This is a genomic window from Pseudoalteromonas sp. XMcav1-K (genome assembly GCF_044005875.1).
GTDB classification, from domain to species: domain Bacteria; phylum Pseudomonadota; class Gammaproteobacteria; order Enterobacterales; family Alteromonadaceae; genus Pseudoalteromonas; species Pseudoalteromonas spongiae.
In genome coordinates, this window is the sequence record NZ_JBIPJE010000040.1 from 23,080 (window position 1) to 40,637 (window position 17,558).

Sequence of the window (17,558 nt, forward strand, 5' to 3'; positions counted from 1 at the left end):
ATACTTTATCAAGTCGTACAGGTGATTGTTAGCATTAGTTCTAAACCTACAGTGAACGGATATCAGGAGTGTGGGGTGACAAAGTCTCGTAAAATTAGCCTTATTTTGTTGTTGTCGTTAATGTGTAATCTTTTTGTGTTGGGAACAACGTTTTTTAATTCACAAAGTTTAAAAAAAGAGCAAGCGACGCTGTCACAAGTTATTACTGTTAACACTGAATTGTTAATTACGTTGCATGAGTTAGAGCGTACGGTTGGATATTCTGGATTTATCCATCACTTCAAAAATTACATTATTCGTCAACAACGTCATTACTTTTTTGGTGCGCAATCTAGTTATAAAAAAGCGAAATCATTGATTGAAGAAATTCGTCATCTGTCATCAGAAAAAGACGTGCTAGACAATTTGATGCTACTTGAATCAACGCTTGATGAATATAATGAAAACTTAGAAAAACACTTCTCAGTACCTCAAGAGTTATCAGTATCCGAATTAGATAAGCTGGTAAAAATAGATGACACCATTGCTGCGAGTGCAGTAAACAACATCGTTGAGAAAGTACTTCCGAATATCAGGGGGTCAAATCAGGTGTTTTTAAATCGCATTGAGACACAGCTTTTCTATAGTTACTTAATATCAGCGATGATTTGCTTGGTTATTATCGTATTTACAGGATTAGTTATATGGCATATCAACAAATTAAACCAGTCGGTTGGCAAATTTGGAAAACTGTTTGATGCATCGCCAGACGGTATAATTCACGCCGATAATCGCGGTAAAGTGCTAGCTGCAAACCATGCTGCGCAGGCGCTATTTGGTTATTCGCCAAGTGAATTCTCGGAAAAATTTATTGAAGACTTAATGGCTCGGGAATTAAAAGAAGCACATCAGGGTTATCGTAAAGAATTTACTAAACAAACACAGTCTAAAAATATGTTGGATCGGCGCAGCGTTTACGGAATTGACAAGAAAAACCAACGGATCCCATTGCAAATAGCCATTGGCAGTTTTTTAGAAAATGATGAGTTTCAAAGTGTCAGTATTTTAAGAGATATGCGAGAGATCGCTGGGCTCAATCAAGAACTAAAGTTTCTTAGCTCTATTATTAATGGTTTGTCTTCATATGTTGTGATTATTAATGAACAAGGTCAGGTGATTACAGCTAATTATGATTTGCAAAATAGTACGAATAAACAACATATCGAGCTTACAAATACACAGGCATGGCAACGTGATCCAACCACTAAAAAACAGCTACAAAACGCTATTGAGAAGCTGAAAAGCACAGGTGTCGAACAGCGATTTGATAGTCAAATTTGGGTCGATGAACGGTTTTACAAAGTTGATGTTGTGGTTGCCCATTTGGATACTAAGGCTGAGACGGGGTCTAATATTATTTGTTCTGCACATGATATAAGCGAGCGAAAGTATTTTGAGCAGCAATTACTTGAGAATGAAGAACGTTTCAAGCTGGTTGTAAATCACGTGTCGGAGGGAATTATTTTGTTCAACCAGCAAGGGCGTATTGACTGGTTGAATGCTAAAGCCGTTGTGATGCTGTCACCGTTTACACAGGGATTAAGCCCCTGTAATTTTATTGATGTATTTACCGAAAAAGATCAGCAAGAAATCGCCACTATAATAAATGATCTAACCACACAACACCCAACAAGCGAACCATTTCAGGCGCTACTTGCATTAGATAACGAATCGTTACCCGTTGAGGTGTGTATTACGCGTTATGCAGATAATATGGAAATCAACTATTTGGCAACAGTGTCGGATGTTTCGGAGTTATTAGCGGCAAATGATAGACTCAGCAACATGCTTGAAGAGAAAAGTATTTTGCTCAACGAAATTCATCACCGCGTAAAGAATAATTTACAAGTGATAACCAGTCTATTAAAGCTGCAACAACAGCATGTGCCAGAAAGTGCTGCAAACGAGTTACTAGCCTGTCAGCAGCGCATACGTTCAGTTGCGCTGGTACATCAATTGCTCTACGAGCAAGAGAATAGTTCTAAAATTAACTTTGTAGAGTACACTGCTAAGTTAGCACAATTAATCTTATTAGATGGCATTAACCACGCCCCTTACAAGGTAGAACTTCAGCTACCTAGGCAAGCGATATATTTGCCAATTAGTATTATGGTGCCGATTGGCTTTGTTATAAATGAAGTACTAACAAATATTCAAAAGCATGCGTTCCCAGAAGGTTCAGAAAAAGGGTTGATCACAATTTTTGCTGAAGAAGCGGGGAAAGGGCTGGATTTATTAATCAAAGATAACGGAACCGGCTTTGATATAGAGCAGTTTAATCAAGCTAGTTCACTTGGTCATACGCTTATCGGATTATTTACAAAACAGGCAAATGGCACAATTAAGGTTGAAAGTGAGCTTGGCAAATACTCTCACTTTCAGTTTCATTTTGACTTGTCGTATGTAAAGTAATTTATCGATTTATTGTTCATCTACTGCAAAGTGTTGCTCAGTCTCGCTATGCAATTGACCACCTAGCAGCGACAAAAACAGTGATAATGGCATGGGCTTAGCATGATAAAACCCTTGCTGATGAATAGCTGGGTCTTGTGCGAAATACTCGCTTTGTTTTGCAGATTCAATGCCTTCTACAACAACTTTATAGCCTAGGGACTTGCTTAAGTTCACCATGTGTTCGCACACTTTTTGTGCTTTTCTATCATCAGGGATCCCTTCAATAAACACTCTGTCGATTTTTAATATATCAAGATCAAACTGTTGCAGTAGTTCTAGTGACGAGTAGCCGCGGCCAAAGTCGTCTAGTGCGATGGAAAAACCAATTTCTCGTAACCGTTCAATATTTTTAACTGCTGGAGTATCAGTTAACGCTGTTTCGGTGATTTCTAATGTTATGTTGTTAGGTGAAACTTGCTTACAGTTAATAATCTCCTCGAATTTTGCCGGCAAAGACGGGTGCGAAAGTTGCTTAGCAGATAGATTTAAGCCTAGCTTTATATCAGTAAAGCCAGCGTTACTTAAATGTTCAATCGCATCGCATACTTTTTTTAGCATGAGCTCACCAAGTGGAAAAATAAGCCAGCTTGATTCTGCGATTGGAATAAAGTCATTAGGCGAAATAAATCCCGTTGCTTTATCACGCCAGCGGCAAAGCCCTTCAGCGCTTGATATTTCACCTTTATAATCAAAAATGGGCTGTAACCAAAGTTCTAGCAGCTCATTTTCAATGGCAAGTTTTAACCCTTGCTCTAAAAACAATTGGTACTGAGCTGAGCTTCCCATATCTTCTTGGTAAAAACGAAAATCATTTTTACCGCCATTTTTCGCTGCGTACATGGCGATGTCTGCGCGTTTCATCAGATCAGATGTATCGCTAATAGTATCGTCCCACTGGGCAATACCAATTGAGCATGTGAGTGAAATAGAAACATCTTTGCATTTAAATGGTTCTGAAATTGCTTTGTTTATTGAGTTAGCAATTTTACTAACATCGTTGGCTGTGAGCTGGCCATCTAACATCAATACAAACTCATCACCACCATGACGTATCATAATGTCAGAGGAGCGGAATATATGCTTAAGTCGCCATGCAAACTCGGCCAAAAGTACATCACCGTATGAATGCCCGTAGGTGTCGTTAATCAGTTTAAAAGAATCAAGGTCAATAAACATCAGCGTAAACTTACCTGAGTCAAAGAACTCTTGAGGATTAGCGAATGCGCGATTCATGTAAGTACGATTGTACATACCGGTTAGTTCATCGCGATAGGCTTGGTATTGTAGCTTACGCTCAGCCATTTTTAATTCCGATATATCGGTAACTATCATTACCAATTCATCACTTTGGTCTTGATGTGATATTAATTTGCCATTAACCAGCGCGTAAAATAATTCGCCAGATTCAGTTTTAAAAGTTTCTTCTCGTCGTGAACAGAGGTCTTCCCACGGCTGTTGGTTAATATCTTCAGCGCGCTCTCGCTTTACAATGTTGTGATATTTTTTATTGATCAATTGAGATAGCGGGTACCCAATTAATTTGCAAAAAGCGGGGTTTGCTTTGGTAATTTCACAGTTTTTATTGAGTACTAAAATACCATCTGCAATATGGCTGAATACAGACTTTGATACTTTTAACTCACGAATGTAGGTTTCAGTCTCGGTAACGTCTTTCATCGCCCCAATTGGCGTATCGCCACCTTGCAGCTTGATATCGCTGGTATAGACTTCGAACCAATATTGTTCATCACTAAGTGGTGATTGAACTCGGATTTTTTGATTGGATTTTTGCCCGTCTTTTAACAGAGATTCAACTTTCCACTTATCTTGCTCATGTACCATGCTAATAAATTCATTAAGTGGCAGTGGGCTTAAATGACCGAAGTACTTTTGCAGCATTTCGGTACCAGTAAATACTAAATGTTCTGCTTCGGGGTTGTATTCCCATACGTTTAGGTTGGCAGCTTCAATTGCGAGTTTAAGGCGTGCTTCCGATGAGGTTATTTCATCTTCATAGCGAAAACGATTAAGTGCAGTTTCAATAACCGCCCTTACTTCTCTAAGGTTGTAGGGTTTTACAATATAACCAATAGGGTTGGCTGAATTGGCTGATTCGATAATGTCATCGTTGGCATATGCAGTCACATAAATAATAGGTATATTTTTAATGGCATTGATTTTTTTGGCCGCATTTATACCGCTGCCGCCCGATTCAAGATTAATATCCATTAAAACAAGGTTTGGGTTTTTCTCTGTGAACAGGGCGAGTGCCTCATCTTCACTATTTGCAATTCCCACAACCTCATAACCTAGAGACTCAAGCTCGATCTTAAGGCTTAATGCAACAATCTGTTCGTCTTCAACAATTAATAACGAACTCATAACTCTATCCTTTTAATTAACTTATACCTGTCGCTACTATGTCTAATTAAGCGAATTAATTATCGACATCCTTTTAAGTTTAGTTGGTTTAAAGTGATTCTCAAATTTATGCCACTAAAACTGATTTAAAACATACCTTTGCCGATTAACCATAATGCTAATCGAGAGTTATTTTTTACAATAATTATGAAAATATTATGTGTTAAGCGTATATTAAGTGTCAGGATAGATAATAAATATAAATTGATATAGCGAGTGACCCTTTACACTTGCCAGTTCTCTAGGAGCATACTAATGAAATTAGCTAAGGTACTATTATTAAGTGTTGTAACAATTTCACCGCTTTCAGTATTTGCAGGTGAGGCAAGTGTAACGTATGGGAAATTTAACGATTTCACCGACGTGCGTGCGGCAAATGAAACACGCGGTGGTTATCACAAACGAATCGAAAAGCAATTTACCAAGCATTTTCAGGAGTTAGCTAAGAAGTTGCCTGAAGGCTATAAGCTCGGAGTGACAATCAACGATATCGACCTCGCTGGCGATGTTCGTTTTGGCGGTGGCAGAGAAATGCGTATCGTTAAACCAATTCATTTTCCAAAGCTTAAATTTAGTTATGCGTTAACAGATGCCAATGGCAAGCTGGTGGATAAAGGCGATGCTGAATTAAAAGACATGAGCTTTATGGACAAAATTCGTCGCGGTCGAGACGAAGAATTTATGCACGAAAAGCGCCTTATTACAGATTGGTTTGAAGATCAGTTATTGTCAAAAATTGATGCTAACTAATCATTAGTCATTTAAGAAAAAATAGCGGTACTATAATAGTGCCGCTATTTCTTTGTAGAGTTTACTTGCTTGGGACTCAGTTAAGTTTCCAGCTGCTTTAGATTGACCTATTGAGCTTGAGACTCTCACAACATCACTGCTAACTTGTACTGGCTGCTGCCGATTAATCAACTCTGATTGTTGCTGCCTCTCTCTTGCAGCATCAGAAATCTTTACGACGTCTTGAGTGAATTCACCGTAAATTGAACTAGCCGATACCTTCTCACTCAGGGATGAGCTTTTACTTGACTGTATATTACTTAAGGTAATTTCTGTACCTGCAGTAAGTGGCGTAGCAATCGACATAACAAAATATGTTCAGGATGTGTGCCTAAATTATAGTCAATTTATTTGAAGCTGGCTAATAATTGATGCAAATGCTGCATCTTTATTACGGTGCTTTTAAGTATCGCTTGGTCAATATCATCTTGCGTTGATAAGCTCTCTACATCACTTGCAACTTCTAGCACGTAAGGTTTGAAGCGCTTTGCTTCGATAGTAAAACCACTTTCGCTGTTAAACAAGGTTGAGAATTTACCTTTGCCTTGTTGTTGTAAGGAATCTAATTTGCTATCTGCATCAATAGCTTGGCGATATAATACTTTTAGATTGTTGTTTAGTTCTGAAATAACCGAATTCATAGTATAAAATAACTAAAGATTAAATATAAATTGCCGATATGATAGCACAGTTAACTGAGGTGAGTGACCATGCAGATTTCAAGTCCAGTTCAAAATGTAACAGCAAATGCAGATAGTTCAGAAGTAATTAGTGCCAAACTCGTCAAGAATCAGGTTATAGCCCAAGGGCAACAGGCGTTGGCTTTGATTGATTCAGCCGCAATGCCTGCGCAAACACAAAATAGAGCTAGTTCACCAACAACAACACTCGGTAATAATATCGATGTCTACGTTTAATGGCTGCATTGTTGTTTGTTAAATTGGGCGGTTATCGTTTGTTGTTAAACGATTCTATCGCCTAGGGCTATCGTTTAACGCTACCACTAATTGAAAAGCCACCTAAAAATCGTAAAGCCCTAAATCTAATGGCGTTTTACTTTTTTCTCCGCCAACTTCACGTACTAGTTTGGGTACTAAAAAGCCGGGCAACTCAGTCAATAATTCACGATGTAATGCAATTGCCTGGGCATCGGTAATTGCAAAGTGGTGGGCGCCTTGTACTTTGTCTAACACGTGCAAATAATACGGTAATACATCCGCTTCAAATAAACGTTCAGAAAGCGAAATTTGTGCTGCTACCGTGTCATTAATGCTTTTTAATAATACCGCTTGATTTAATAAGGTATATCCCGCGCGTTTTACAGCGATAAGCTGCTTTTTTAATGCGTCGTCAATTTCATTCGCATGGTTAATATGCGTTACTAAAATCAATTTGAGCCGAGTGTGAATGGGAATTGCTAAAAATGCTTCCGTAATACGTGCAGGGATCACCACCGGCAATCGTGAATGAATGCGCATGCGTGTGACATGGTTAATTGCTTCTAGCTTCTCAATAAACCACATTAGTGCTTCATCATTAGCCATCAGCGGATCGCCACCACTTAAAATCACTTCGTTTATTTCAGGATGCTTTGCTATGTAATCAAGAGCACTCAGTAAGCTTTGTTTATTTTGGTGATTATCTTGATAAGGGAAGTGTCTGCGAAAGCAATAGCGGCAGTTTACAGCGCAACCACCACGAAAAATAAGCAATACTCTCGATTTATATTTGTGCAGCAGGCCCGGAGTTTGGTTGTTTTGCTCTTCTAATGGATCGCTTGTGTAACCTGAGTGTGTTTCAAACTCATCCGCAAGTGGTAAAACTTGTTTAAGTAATGGATCGTTTAGATTGCCTTTTTCCATTCGTGATACAAATGGAAGTGGTACTCTCATAGCAAATAGCTTTCTCGCGGCAATGTCGTCTGATAAATTTTTTGAGTCAATTTCCAGTAACTTAAGCAGTATTTTGGGGTCGGAAATGGCATTTGCTAATTCTTTTTGCCAGTTAGTATGCAAATTTGCTTCAATTCTTTGTATCATTAGCCGATCAATTATGTAAAAAATTTTGCGATAGAGGAAACGATGGCGAATTATAGCACCAATGAGTTCAAGGGCGGCCTAAAATTTATGTTAGATGGCGAGCCGTGTTCAATTCTTGAAAACGAAGTTGTAAAACCGGGTAAAGGCCAAGCATTTAACCGTGTAAAGGTACGTAAACTTATCTCTGGTAAAGTGTTAGAAAAAACATTTAAATCAGGTGAAAGTGTAGAAGCTGCAGACGTTATGGATATCGAGCTAGATTATCTATACACAGATGGCGAGTTCTGGCATTTCATGAATAACGAAACGTTTGAACAGGTTGCTGCTGACGAAAAAGCAGTTGGCGATAGCGTTAAATGGTTAGTTGAAAACAACACATGTACCATTACTCTTTGGAACGGTAACCCAATCTCAATTACGCCACCAAACTTTGTTGAGTTAGAGATCACAGATACAGATCCTGGTCTTAAAGGTGATACTGCTGGTACCGGTGGTAAGCCTGCTACCTTAACAACAGGTGCGGTTGTACGTGTTCCTCTGTTTGTTCAAATTGGTGAAGTAATCAAAGTTGACACACGCTCTGGCGAATACGTTGGTCGTGCGCAAAAATAAATTTTGATTTTATTTCGAAGAAAATCCCAGCGCTAGCTGGGATTTTTGTTTACGCCATAATTAAGAGTAACCATCATGACAGTCCAATGGCAGCCAAGTGCATCAATCGAAAACTTAAACGCGCGGGCAAAAATCATTAAAGCAATTCGTGAATTTTTCTACCAAAGAAATGTAATGGAGGTAGAAACGCCAAGTTTATCGCAGGCAAGCGTTACCGATATTCACTTAGCAAGTTTTAGTACTCAGTTCGTCGGCCCTGGGTTTGCTAAAGGCCTACCACTCTATCTGCAAACATCGCCGGAATTTGCTATGAAGCGATTGCTTGCCGCTGGCTCTGGCGCGATTTTTCAGTTGGCAAAAGCGTTTCGTAACGAAGAAGCAGGCCGTCATCATAATCCAGAATTTACAATGTTGGAGTGGTATCGACCTCACTTTAACGCAGCGCAATTAATGGATGAAATTAATGACTTAATGATGAGTTTATTAGGGTGTGGATCAGCAGAGCGTATCACTTATCAAGACGCTTTTTTAACGCATTTAAACTGTGATCCACTCACCGCATCTATCGAAGAGCTTTCTGCGCTTGCCGCTGAGCAAGGGTTTGAGCATATTGCCGCACAAGAAAACGATAAAGACACTTTGTTACAGCTATTATTTTGCATGTGTATTGAACCCAAAATAGGTCAGCAAGCCCCTTGTTTTGTTTATCATTTCCCTGCATCACAAGCGGCACTCGCTAAACTAAATGGCGCAGATCCTCGCGTTGCTGAGCGTTTTGAACTGTACTTTAAAGGTATGGAGTTAGCTAATGGCTTCGATGAGCTTACTGAGGGCTCTGAGCAGCGACAGCGCTTTGTTGATGATAATCAAAAGCGAGCATCGCAAGGTTTACCAGAGGTTGCAATTGATGAGCGATTTTTAGCGGCGCTTGATTATGGTTTGCCACAGTGCTCAGGTGTAGCGTTAGGAGTGGATAGGCTAATTATGTTGGCACTTGGCGCCGAGCGTATATCAGAGGTATTAGCTTTTGATGTTGAGAGGGCTTAACCCTCTCTTATCAGTGCTAGTTTTGAAAGTATCAAAACTAGCACTGGTATGGTAATCCGTCGCTTAGGCTAAATAAACTGTTCGAGATCTTTTTTGGTATCGGATGTTTGACACTGCAGTTCTCTACTATTTTCATTGGCGTTAGTAATTTTATCTTTCGCCATATGGCCGAGCTCGACAATTTGTTGTACCGAGGAATGCGTTTGTTGTTGTGTATGTTCCAGCTGATGCACGGCCGCAACAATTTCTTGTAACTGAGATTGGTTACTTTCTAGCTCTTTAGTCATTTGGCTAAACACATCATTAGTATTTGCTATCGAATTTTCAGCACTACTCGATTGCTCAATCAATTGCTCAGTTTCGCGGTTTGTTTCACCAACAAGCGTATTCATTTGATTAATAAAATCATTAATTTGGCGAGTTGCATCGTTAACTTTTACTGACAGTGAACGCACTTCATCTGCTACCACTGCAAAGCCACGACCGGCTTCACCTGCGCGTGCAGCCTCAATTGCGGCATTAAGCGCCAGTAGGTTGGTTTGGTCTGAAAACTCTTCTACCATAGTGAGGATTTTTCGAATGTTGTCTGAGTTTTCTTTTAAACCACCCACGGTTGTTGCGAAGCTACCTAGTAATTCGGTCATGCGCTGAATTTTAGTTACTAGATTACCAATTTCATTAGCGGAGGTATGAACTTTACTCAGGTTTTCAACATTCGCATCAAAAGTCATTTGGGTATTTTGTGAAATTTGATTTAGGCTTTGGCTAACTTCTTCACTGGCGGTAAAAATTGTATTACTAAGTGCTAGCTGCTCTTCACCAATACGGTTGGTTTCAGTCATCGATTTAGTTACGTTTTGATTGGTCATTTCAGCAAGTTCAGCTTTTTCATACACCTGTTTTAATAATGCTTCTAAACGCGAAACAAAGGTATTGTACTGTTCGCTGAGTTCACGAAATTCATCAAAGGTAAACTGGGGTAAATGGGTTGCTAAATCAGCGCCTTTCTCATTGATATCTGTCAGTGTTTTCTTTAGTGCATTGATCGGGCGTACAATTAAAAAGTGCATGTAAAAGCAGGTAAAGAAGAAACTGCCAACACTGATTAACGCGATAAACCAATAGCTCATATCAATCTGGCCATTATCAGTCAGCTCTTGGTACAGCCAAATTAACGTAATAACTTGAAAGGCAAACAGAAAGCTCAAATTGCCAAAAATTTTGCGTGTTAGTGTAAAGAAAAAGGTTTTTTCAATTTTTTCGTATAATTGCATATATAAAGAACTCATTTTGCATGCCTTAAATGACCTTTACCCTTTAAAAAAGCTCAACATCATCATCGTGCTGTTGTTGTTCTAATTGATGATGTAATTCAAGCGCTTGCTGTTTGGTTTTACCATCCATAATTGCTTGAAAAATTTGATGTTCAGATTCCATTGAATAACTATTTTTTAAATGGGTGCGCAATCCTTGCCATTTATCTTCATCGGCTAAGTTATCATTATCTTGAATCAAATGGCTCAATTGATCCATCGTTTGCTGAATATGTGACAATTGTTGTGTCAGTCTATCGTAAAACTGAAATGCCATAACCCCATTGTTTACACTGTGCTGTATTTGTTGGTGTAATTCATCTAATTTCGACGAAGTGCTTTTTTCATTTTCAAGTTTGCTGCAAATGTTCGCAAGGTTTTGAAAAACTTGGCTTAACTCTAATATATCTCGATCGCTTTGATTCAGGCTTAGCGATAATTGCGTATTGCATAAAAGGAGTAGGCGAGATGCTTCACTGCGAAAGCAAAATAAATCTTGCTGTTGTTGGTCCATTAAATGCCCCTAGGTAACTAAGCTATATGCTTATAGTTAGGATTATTTTTGCAACAGAAAGCTTTGTGCTTTAGAGGGGTAATTAGTAAAAATGCCATCTACACCAAGCGCAAGCATATCGTCAATGTCTTCCTGTTTATCTACAGTATAGGCAAAAACCTTTAAGTTTCTTGTTTTTGCATCGGCAACGTACTCGCAGTTGATAAAATTTTTATCCACATGCACGCTGTAGGCATTTAATCGTTCAGCAAATTCACAATACCCCAGCGGAATAGAGCCGGTTAATGCACCTATTTTTACCCAAGGCAATTGTTGTTTAAGCCATTTTAGCTGGTGATGGTCAAAAGAGGAGATTAAAAGATTTTCACGTGTTAGCAGCCCTGATTGAACTTGTTGTTCGATTAGTTTGACTAGCTTATCCAGCGCGAAGGTGTGTTTGAGCTCTAGGTTTAATAACGTTTGATTATTAACCCATTGAAATACTTCTTCAATGCTTGGTACGGTTTGTCCGTTACCGGCATCATATTGTTGCACTTCGGCAAGTGTAAGTTTGTTAACTTTTCCTCGCCCATTGGTTGTTCTGTCAAGCCAAGTATCGTGAATAACGGCAAAACCATCGAGTGTACTTTGTAAGTCAATTTCAATGCCATCAACACCCAATTCCAACGCCGCTAATATCGCTGAGCGTGTGTTTTCAGGATACAAACCACTGGCGCCTCGGTGGGCAAAAACTTTCATGTACTAACCCTTTTTGCTCTTAGTCAAAAGTTTATCTCGCACTCAACTTACCACAGCTTAACGGTTAAATTGCACAATTACTTTGAAATCAATCAAGATTTCCTACATTTGTTAAAAGCTAAATCGTAATTCACCTTATAAGCTAATCATGCTAGCTAGGCTGTTTGCCCATAGCGTGCCCGCTTACCTGTACTAAGCAATAGCTATAATTCAGCTTTGCAGGGCATTTATTGATTTTTGCTCACAGGCTTAACAGAACTAGTATTTTATTATTTTGCTGCCTTAGCTTGTTTGTTTACTAAGTAAGTTTCAAAAAATGCGCCACTAATCACCAGCGAGCCACCTATTAATGTCGTCAGTGTAATCTTTTCGTGCAACAGTAAAAAGGCAAAAAAACTAGCATATAAAGGCTGCAAGCATGAAATTAAGCCTGCGGTTTTAGCACTTAAATGAGCAAGGCTTGCGGCAAATAAAGCATGAGGGGTTGCGGTAAACACTACACCAACAAGTAAAAGTAAATAGAGGTCGTGTTGCGAAACTTGGCTAAGAGGTACTTCAACAAATGCGCATAACATTATGCTTGCAACAAGGGTTTGATAAAGCATCGTTTGCGGCCCCGAGTAACCCATAAAAAAGCGCTTGTGCAGAATATTGCGCAGGGCAAATAAAAAGCCCGAGAACATGCCTGTTACTATGCCAAGGGTAACTTGATTACCAAGGTTTGCTTCCGGTACAAGCAAGTAAATCCCAAGTAACACCATCATGGCAATAAACACATCTTGCATATGAGGTAGGCGCTTTGAAAACAGTGGCTCCATAAAGACGGTCATCACAGGGTAGGTAAAAAATGCGATGATGCCTATGGTGATGCCAGCCATTTGCATACCAGCAAAATAAGTCACCCAATGTAGGCCTACAACCACGCCAAGGATCAAGGCTACACCGTAATCTTTGGTTTGTTTTAATAAAATAGCTTGGCGTGTAAAAAACAAAAAAGCACACAAAGCAATTGCTGCGACGGCAGTACGGTAAACGGTTATATCTAGCGCATTAAGACCAATTAATTTGGCAAACAGTGCAGTGCCACCAAATAATAAAACGGCAGAGTGTAAAAAGGTTAAGCTTTGCTTCTCAGGGGACATAATAAGCAGAAAAAAGAATAATTTGCTGCATTATATCAAGATAAATTTAGCGAGAGATTTTTATTTGAAATACTTGGTATTGAATTTAAAAATAAGAGAGGTTGGAAAGTGGTGGAGCTAAGCAGGATCGAACTGCTGACCTCCTGCGTGCAAGGCAGGCGCTCTCCCAGCTGAGCTATAGCCCCACATTCCAAAAAAGGACATTCAAACCATGTTGCGTTTGAACGGGCAGAACTTTAATTTTTTTTCTGTCACTGGTCAAGTATTTTTTGTAGCATAAAAGATAATTTTCGCTTGTTTGCACATTAATTGTGCGAGAGAGACCAATGGATATTAAAAACTATAACAATCATGCATGGAATAAACAGGTTGAAGCAAATAATGAGTGGACTCAACCTGTCACGACTGAACAAGTAGACGCGGCACGAAAAGGTGAGTGGTCAGTTGTTTTAACACCACATAAAAGTGTGCCTCATAACTGGTTTGGCGATCTTAAAGGCAAAAAAGTGCTTTGTCTTGCTTCAGGTGGTGGTCAGCAAGGGCCTATTTTAGCGGCTGCGGGTGCTGATGTAACCGTATTTGACTTATCTGAAAATCAACTTGCGCAAGATGCGCAGGTTGCCAAGCGCGATGGCCTAACGTTAACAACCGTTAAAGGTGATATGACAGACTTGAGCTGTTTTGAAAATGAAAGCTTTGATTTAATTTTCCACCCTTGTTCTAATAATTTTGTGCCTGATATATCTGGCCTTTGGGCAGAAGCTGCTCGTGTATTAAAAGTAAACGGGCGTTTACTAAGTGGCTTTATCAATCCCGCAGCGTATATATTTGATTGGTTTGAGGCTGAAAAAGGCATTACTAAAGTAAGGCACAAGTTACCCTTTAGTGACATTAATAACTTAACCCAAGCAGAACTGGCATTGCTAAAAGAGCAAGATGAGCCACTGGTGTTTAGTCATTCATTTGAAGAGCAAATTAAAGGTCAGCTAGATAACGGTTTAGTGTTGGTAGATATGTTTGAAGATGATTGGCATTCAATGGCGTTTTCTGAATATTTTCCGCCAACCATGGCGTGTTTAACAATTAAGTTGCCACAAGCAGTATGGAATCCTTAATGAAACAAATAATTATAACGGTGCTGAGCGCTACTGCGTTAATTGGCTGTGCGAAGTCGGCACCAGAGCCTGAAGATTTTGAGATAGTTAATCAACAGCTAAGAACGATAACAGGCAATGATGGCGCTAAGTTATTTTCATATTTAGTCACGGTAAAGGCGGGTTCACAAAAGCTCATAAATAAAAAGCGTCAACTGACAAAGTCAGAGATTAAAAAATTACTAAAGCAAGAGAACTTTGTCGACTCATCATCACTTAAACTCGATCTTGAAGATAAAGCAGCACTGCAACTTGACGCTGAATTAAAAAAGAAAAACTACTGCCAAGATAGTTATCAAATAGAAGAAGTTAAATGGCGCGACTACAGCGTAAGATTAAGCGGGCGCTGCGATGACTGATATTGCGTTTCTTGAAAAGGTATTCAGCGAGCTGGCAATTGACTGTGAAAAAATATCACATCCGCCGCTACATACTGCAGTAGAGGCAGATCGTCTGTTGTTGGAACGCCCCGGAACGCGCTTAAAAAATTTATTTTTACGCGATAACTACGGTAAACGACATTTTTTGCTCATTACGTCACCTAATAAACAGGTCGATTTAAAAGCCTTATCAAAATCACAAGGATTGTCACGTTTGGGCTTTGCCTCAAATGAACGCTTGGCGAAATATTTAGCGGTAAATCCGGGGTGTGTTTCCATGTTGGCGCTTTTAAATGATGCGGAAAATGCGGTGCAACTATGGGTGGACGATGCGATATGGCAATCTGATTTGTTTCACTGCCATCCATTTGATAATACCCAAACTTGGTTAATGCAGAAAAACGACTTACTTAAAGTATTTGAATATTCCAATCACAGTGTTGAGTTAGTGAGTTTGTAAGCGTTTAAATTTAGCTACCAGTAAGCCTGAAGCCACACACATCAGTAGCAAGGTCATTAAAAACGCACTTTTGCCAGCGTGCTGATAAATAAGCCCTGGCAAAAATGACCCCAGCGTACCGCCACAATAATAAAAAGATACATACAGCCCATTAGTTAGCGAGCTGGGCGCATAGCTGATTTGGTTAAGTAATGCGGAGGCGCTGGCATGAATAATAAACATCGCCCCACAAAACACCGTAAAACCGATAAAAAAGAGCGGAAACGTGGTTGAAAATAAGCTTGTAATACTGAGCGCATATACCACAAAGCTAATCACTAGTAAGTTAACTTTACCTTGTGTGAGGTTTTGCAAACGGGTGCTTAATAATGAGAAACAAGCACCTAATAGATAGCCTGAATACACCAAACCAATATCTTTTGAGCTGGTAAACTGATAATCGTTTTGCAAAATAAAAGGTAAGTAATTTAATAGCGCAGTAAAGCAGAAAAACATGCCAAATACGGCGCAATAAAGGTACAAAGTGCTGCCTTTAGTTACCTTGTGTAGATTCTCTTTAAGTGATGCCGGTACGTTTCTTTGGCCGACATAATCACGCACTTTTTTATTGGCAAGACTAAGTGATAACAGCACTAATATAATTGCGAGCAAATAAAAATAAACCTGCCAATGGGTGTATTCGCTTATTGAAGCGCTGACAACGCGTCCTAAAAATCCACCTGCAATTGTGCTTAAAATATAACTTGTGACTGCTTTACTCAAAAAGCTGTAGCGATAATGTTCGCCAATATACGAGGTCATTGCGGTGAGCGCTGCCGGCAGTAGTAAACCTTGAAGAAATCGAATAATAAGTAATTGCTGAAACGTTTGCGATAAAGGTAATAACGCACAGCTAATACCCAATAAAAACAATGCTATTTTTAATAATGAGAGAGAGTTTATACGAAGTAGTAGGTAGCCATAAACTAATGGTGCAACCGCCAATGGCAGCATAGTTACTGTCATTAGCAAGCCCGCCTGCGCAGACGTTAAATGGTATGACTTTGCCAGTAAAGGCAAAATTGGCTGTGGTCCATATAATACAAAAAACGTAAAGACCGAGCACAAAAGTAAATGTATAAACTTCATGGTGAGAGAGGGTTGTTTATAACGGCCAAATTGTACCGTATTTTTAATTGCTTAACCTTAGTTTAAGCTAACTTTTCCTTGATTTAAGTTATGCTGGCTTCACATCTGGTGAATGGCTGTTATAAAATAACGCTAATACTTTTATAAGAGAATTAATCATGGGTTCATTACAAGATCAGTTGCTAAAAGCAGGCCTTACTACTGAGCATAATATGAAGGTTGCTAAATCAGAAAAGCGTAAACAAAACAAAAAGAAGAAGAAAAAAGGCGCAACCAGTAACCCAACCGATTTGCAAAAGCATATTGAGCAAACTAAAGCTGAGCAAGCTAAAAAAGCAGCTGAAGTAAATGCGCAGAAGCAGGCCGAACTAAAAGAAAAAGAGCAGGTAGCTCGCGTTAAACAAATTCTAGAGCATCATAACCAAGATGAGATTAGTGGTGATGTTACCTTTAACTTTACCTTTGAAAGCAAAATCAAAGAACTTGAAGTTAATGAGATTACTCACAAACAACTGGTAAAAGGTTTGTTGGCTATTTGCTATTTAGAGGGCAAGTTCTATGTACTACCTGATGAACCTGCACGCAAAATTGCTGAGGTAGACGAAAAGTATATTGTACTGCATGCCGAGCCGGAAAAAGATCAAAAGGATGAAGATGATCCTTACGCAGACTTTGAAATACCAGATGACATCATGTGGTAATCCACTGTGTAAAAAATGCCTCATTTTATTGAGGCATTTTTATTTGTGGTTAAGTAAATAAATTTGATCAAACGCAAGGTAACGTTCGCTTAGCGACTCAATCTTGCATGCTTGTTTGTTTTTTATACTGTTTTATCTTTACAAAACAGTATGAAAGTGGTCTACAATAGGTTAGTGCGAGTTTAACTTGTTGATTCAACAGTATATTGCAATTGAGAATTATTTACCGTCGAGATGGAATTATAATATGAATAAACTTTCAAAAACGCTCAGTGTAGCGGCTTTAACACTTGTGGGCATGGCGTCAGGCAATGCAATCGCAGCGGATGGTGCAGCACTTTATACAGCTAAAATGTGCCAAACGTGTCATGGGGCTGAAGGTAAAGCTCCAATTATGCCACTTTATCCTAAACTTGCAGGTCAAAACAAAGAGTACGCTCTTGCTCAAATGAAAGACATTAAATCAGGCAAGCGCAACAATGGCATGGCTTCTGCGATGAAAGCAATGGTTGCTAATGTGACTGATGAAGAGCTAGAAGCAATTGCTGATTATTTATCTAAAGTAAAATAATTACTTTATTGATGCAAAAAGCCGCAGATGCGGCTTTTTTTGTTTATAATGCGCGG

At 39.2% G+C, this 17,558-nt stretch carries 19 protein-coding genes and 1 tRNA gene; 10 read left to right on the plus strand and 10 right to left on the minus strand.

The genetic code is table 11. The features are described 5' to 3' along the window. Positions 1–75: 75 nt before the first annotated feature. Entirely contained in the window at positions 76–2,451 is a 2,376-nt protein-coding gene (locus tag ACHSBP_RS09265) for a PAS domain S-box protein (protein WP_010562113.1), read from the plus strand. Between the two features lie 9 nt (positions 2,452–2,460). Here ACHSBP_RS09265 and ACHSBP_RS09270 read toward each other — a convergent pair whose 3' ends face one another. Beyond that, entirely contained in the window at positions 2,461–4,875 is a 2,415-nt protein-coding gene (locus ACHSBP_RS09270) for an EAL domain-containing protein (RefSeq protein ID WP_395388676.1), read from the minus strand. A gap of 294 nt (positions 4,876–5,169) precedes the next feature. Here ACHSBP_RS09270 and ACHSBP_RS09275 point away from each other — a divergent pair, with 294 nt between their 5' ends. Next, a complete protein-coding gene (locus ACHSBP_RS09275) occupies positions 5,170–5,664 on the plus strand; it encodes a DUF3016 domain-containing protein (protein ID WP_010562111.1) in 495 nt (164 codons plus the stop codon). 30 nt (positions 5,665–5,694) lie between these two features. Here the strand turns inward: ACHSBP_RS09275 and ACHSBP_RS09280 are convergent, their stop codons facing one another. Together ACHSBP_RS09280 and ACHSBP_RS09285 are read right to left on the minus strand one after the other, a co-directional pair. Then, positions 5,695–6,009 (minus strand): hypothetical protein, encoded by a 315-nt coding sequence (locus tag ACHSBP_RS09280; RefSeq protein ID WP_010562110.1) that lies wholly within the window; start codon positions 6,007–6,009, stop codon positions 5,695–5,697. Between the two features lie 41 nt (positions 6,010–6,050). Then, entirely contained in the window at positions 6,051–6,344 is a 294-nt protein-coding gene (locus tag ACHSBP_RS09285; RefSeq protein ID WP_010562109.1) for a hypothetical protein, read from the minus strand. A 69-nt stretch (positions 6,345–6,413) separates the two neighbouring features. On the opposite strand from ACHSBP_RS09285, the gene ACHSBP_RS09290 reads away from it, so the two are divergent. Continuing rightward, positions 6,414–6,620 (plus strand): hypothetical protein, encoded by a 207-nt coding sequence (locus ACHSBP_RS09290; protein WP_010562108.1) that lies wholly within the window; start codon positions 6,414–6,416, stop codon positions 6,618–6,620. Positions 6,621–6,722: 102 nt separating this feature from the next. Here ACHSBP_RS09290 and epmB read toward each other — a convergent pair whose 3' ends face one another. Next, a complete protein-coding gene (gene epmB, locus ACHSBP_RS09295) occupies positions 6,723–7,742 on the minus strand; it encodes an EF-P beta-lysylation protein EpmB (RefSeq protein WP_395388677.1) in 1,020 nt (339 codons plus the stop codon). A 42-nt stretch (positions 7,743–7,784) separates the two neighbouring features. On the opposite strand from epmB, the gene efp reads away from it, so the two are divergent. Both efp and epmA read left to right on the plus strand, forming a co-directional pair. Then, complete coding sequence (efp, locus tag ACHSBP_RS09300; RefSeq protein ID WP_010562106.1) at positions 7,785–8,354, plus strand: elongation factor P; 570 nt, start codon at positions 7,785–7,787, stop codon at positions 8,352–8,354. A 75-nt stretch (positions 8,355–8,429) separates the two neighbouring features. Continuing rightward, positions 8,430–9,401, plus strand: coding sequence for an elongation factor P--(R)-beta-lysine ligase (gene epmA / locus ACHSBP_RS09305; protein ID WP_395388678.1), 972 nt, complete (start codon positions 8,430–8,432; stop codon positions 9,399–9,401). Positions 9,402–9,469: 68 nt separating this feature from the next. Here the strand turns inward: epmA and ACHSBP_RS09310 are convergent, their stop codons facing one another. The 5 genes from ACHSBP_RS09310 to ACHSBP_RS09330 all read right to left on the minus strand — a co-directional run bounded on the left by ACHSBP_RS09310 (position 9,470) and on the right by ACHSBP_RS09330 (position 13,293). Beyond that, positions 9,470–10,690, minus strand: a complete 1,221-nt coding sequence (locus ACHSBP_RS09310) for a methyl-accepting chemotaxis protein (RefSeq protein WP_395388679.1) — start codon at positions 10,688–10,690, stop codon at positions 9,470–9,472. A 28-nt stretch (positions 10,691–10,718) separates the two neighbouring features. After that, the gene (locus tag ACHSBP_RS09315) at positions 10,719–11,228 is read right to left on the minus strand and encodes a hypothetical protein (RefSeq protein WP_395388680.1); all 510 of its coding nucleotides are present in this window, start codon (positions 11,226–11,228) and stop codon (positions 10,719–10,721) included. Between the two features lie 42 nt (positions 11,229–11,270). Then, the gene (locus ACHSBP_RS09320) at positions 11,271–11,966 is read right to left on the minus strand and encodes a glycerophosphodiester phosphodiesterase family protein (RefSeq protein WP_105170285.1); all 696 of its coding nucleotides are present in this window, start codon (positions 11,964–11,966) and stop codon (positions 11,271–11,273) included. A gap of 269 nt (positions 11,967–12,235) precedes the next feature. After that, positions 12,236–13,108: a DMT family transporter gene (locus tag ACHSBP_RS09325; RefSeq protein ID WP_395388682.1), complete on the minus strand. Its 873-nt coding sequence runs from the start codon at positions 13,106–13,108 to the stop codon at positions 12,236–12,238. Between the two features lie 109 nt (positions 13,109–13,217). After that, positions 13,218–13,293 (minus strand) — tRNA-Ala (locus tag ACHSBP_RS09330). A 141-nt stretch (positions 13,294–13,434) separates the two neighbouring features. Here ACHSBP_RS09330 and ACHSBP_RS09335 point away from each other — a divergent pair. Genes ACHSBP_RS09335 through ACHSBP_RS09345 form a run of 3 tightly spaced genes read left to right on the plus strand, consistent with a single transcriptional unit; the run spans position 13,435 to position 15,102 of the window. Beyond that, positions 13,435–14,223, plus strand: a complete 789-nt coding sequence (locus ACHSBP_RS09335) for a class I SAM-dependent methyltransferase (RefSeq protein ID WP_395388683.1) — start codon at positions 13,435–13,437, stop codon at positions 14,221–14,223. Then, positions 14,223–14,621 (plus strand): hypothetical protein, encoded by a 399-nt coding sequence (locus ACHSBP_RS09340; protein ID WP_395388684.1) that lies wholly within the window; start codon positions 14,223–14,225, stop codon positions 14,619–14,621. The genes ACHSBP_RS09335 and ACHSBP_RS09340 overlap by 1 nt, the downstream gene beginning before the upstream one ends. Further along, the gene (locus ACHSBP_RS09345) at positions 14,614–15,102 is read left to right on the plus strand and encodes a prolyl-tRNA synthetase associated domain-containing protein (protein ID WP_395388685.1); all 489 of its coding nucleotides are present in this window, start codon (positions 14,614–14,616) and stop codon (positions 15,100–15,102) included. Before ACHSBP_RS09340 ends, ACHSBP_RS09345 begins: the two co-directional genes overlap by 8 nt. Here ACHSBP_RS09345 and ACHSBP_RS09350 read toward each other — a convergent pair. Then, complete coding sequence (locus ACHSBP_RS09350; RefSeq protein ID WP_395388686.1) at positions 15,088–16,230, minus strand: MFS transporter; 1,143 nt, start codon at positions 16,228–16,230, stop codon at positions 15,088–15,090. The genes ACHSBP_RS09345 and ACHSBP_RS09350 overlap by 15 nt on opposite strands. A 158-nt stretch (positions 16,231–16,388) precedes the next feature. Here ACHSBP_RS09350 and ACHSBP_RS09355 point away from each other — a divergent pair, with 158 nt between their 5' ends. Together ACHSBP_RS09355 and ACHSBP_RS09360 are read left to right on the plus strand one after the other, a co-directional pair. Continuing rightward, positions 16,389–16,931 (plus strand): DUF2058 domain-containing protein, encoded by a 543-nt coding sequence (locus ACHSBP_RS09355; RefSeq protein ID WP_010562096.1) that lies wholly within the window; start codon positions 16,389–16,391, stop codon positions 16,929–16,931. A gap of 298 nt (positions 16,932–17,229) precedes the next feature. Next, positions 17,230–17,502: a c-type cytochrome gene (locus tag ACHSBP_RS09360; RefSeq protein ID WP_394228488.1), complete on the plus strand. Its 273-nt coding sequence runs from the start codon at positions 17,230–17,232 to the stop codon at positions 17,500–17,502. Positions 17,503–17,558 lie beyond the last annotated feature (56 nt).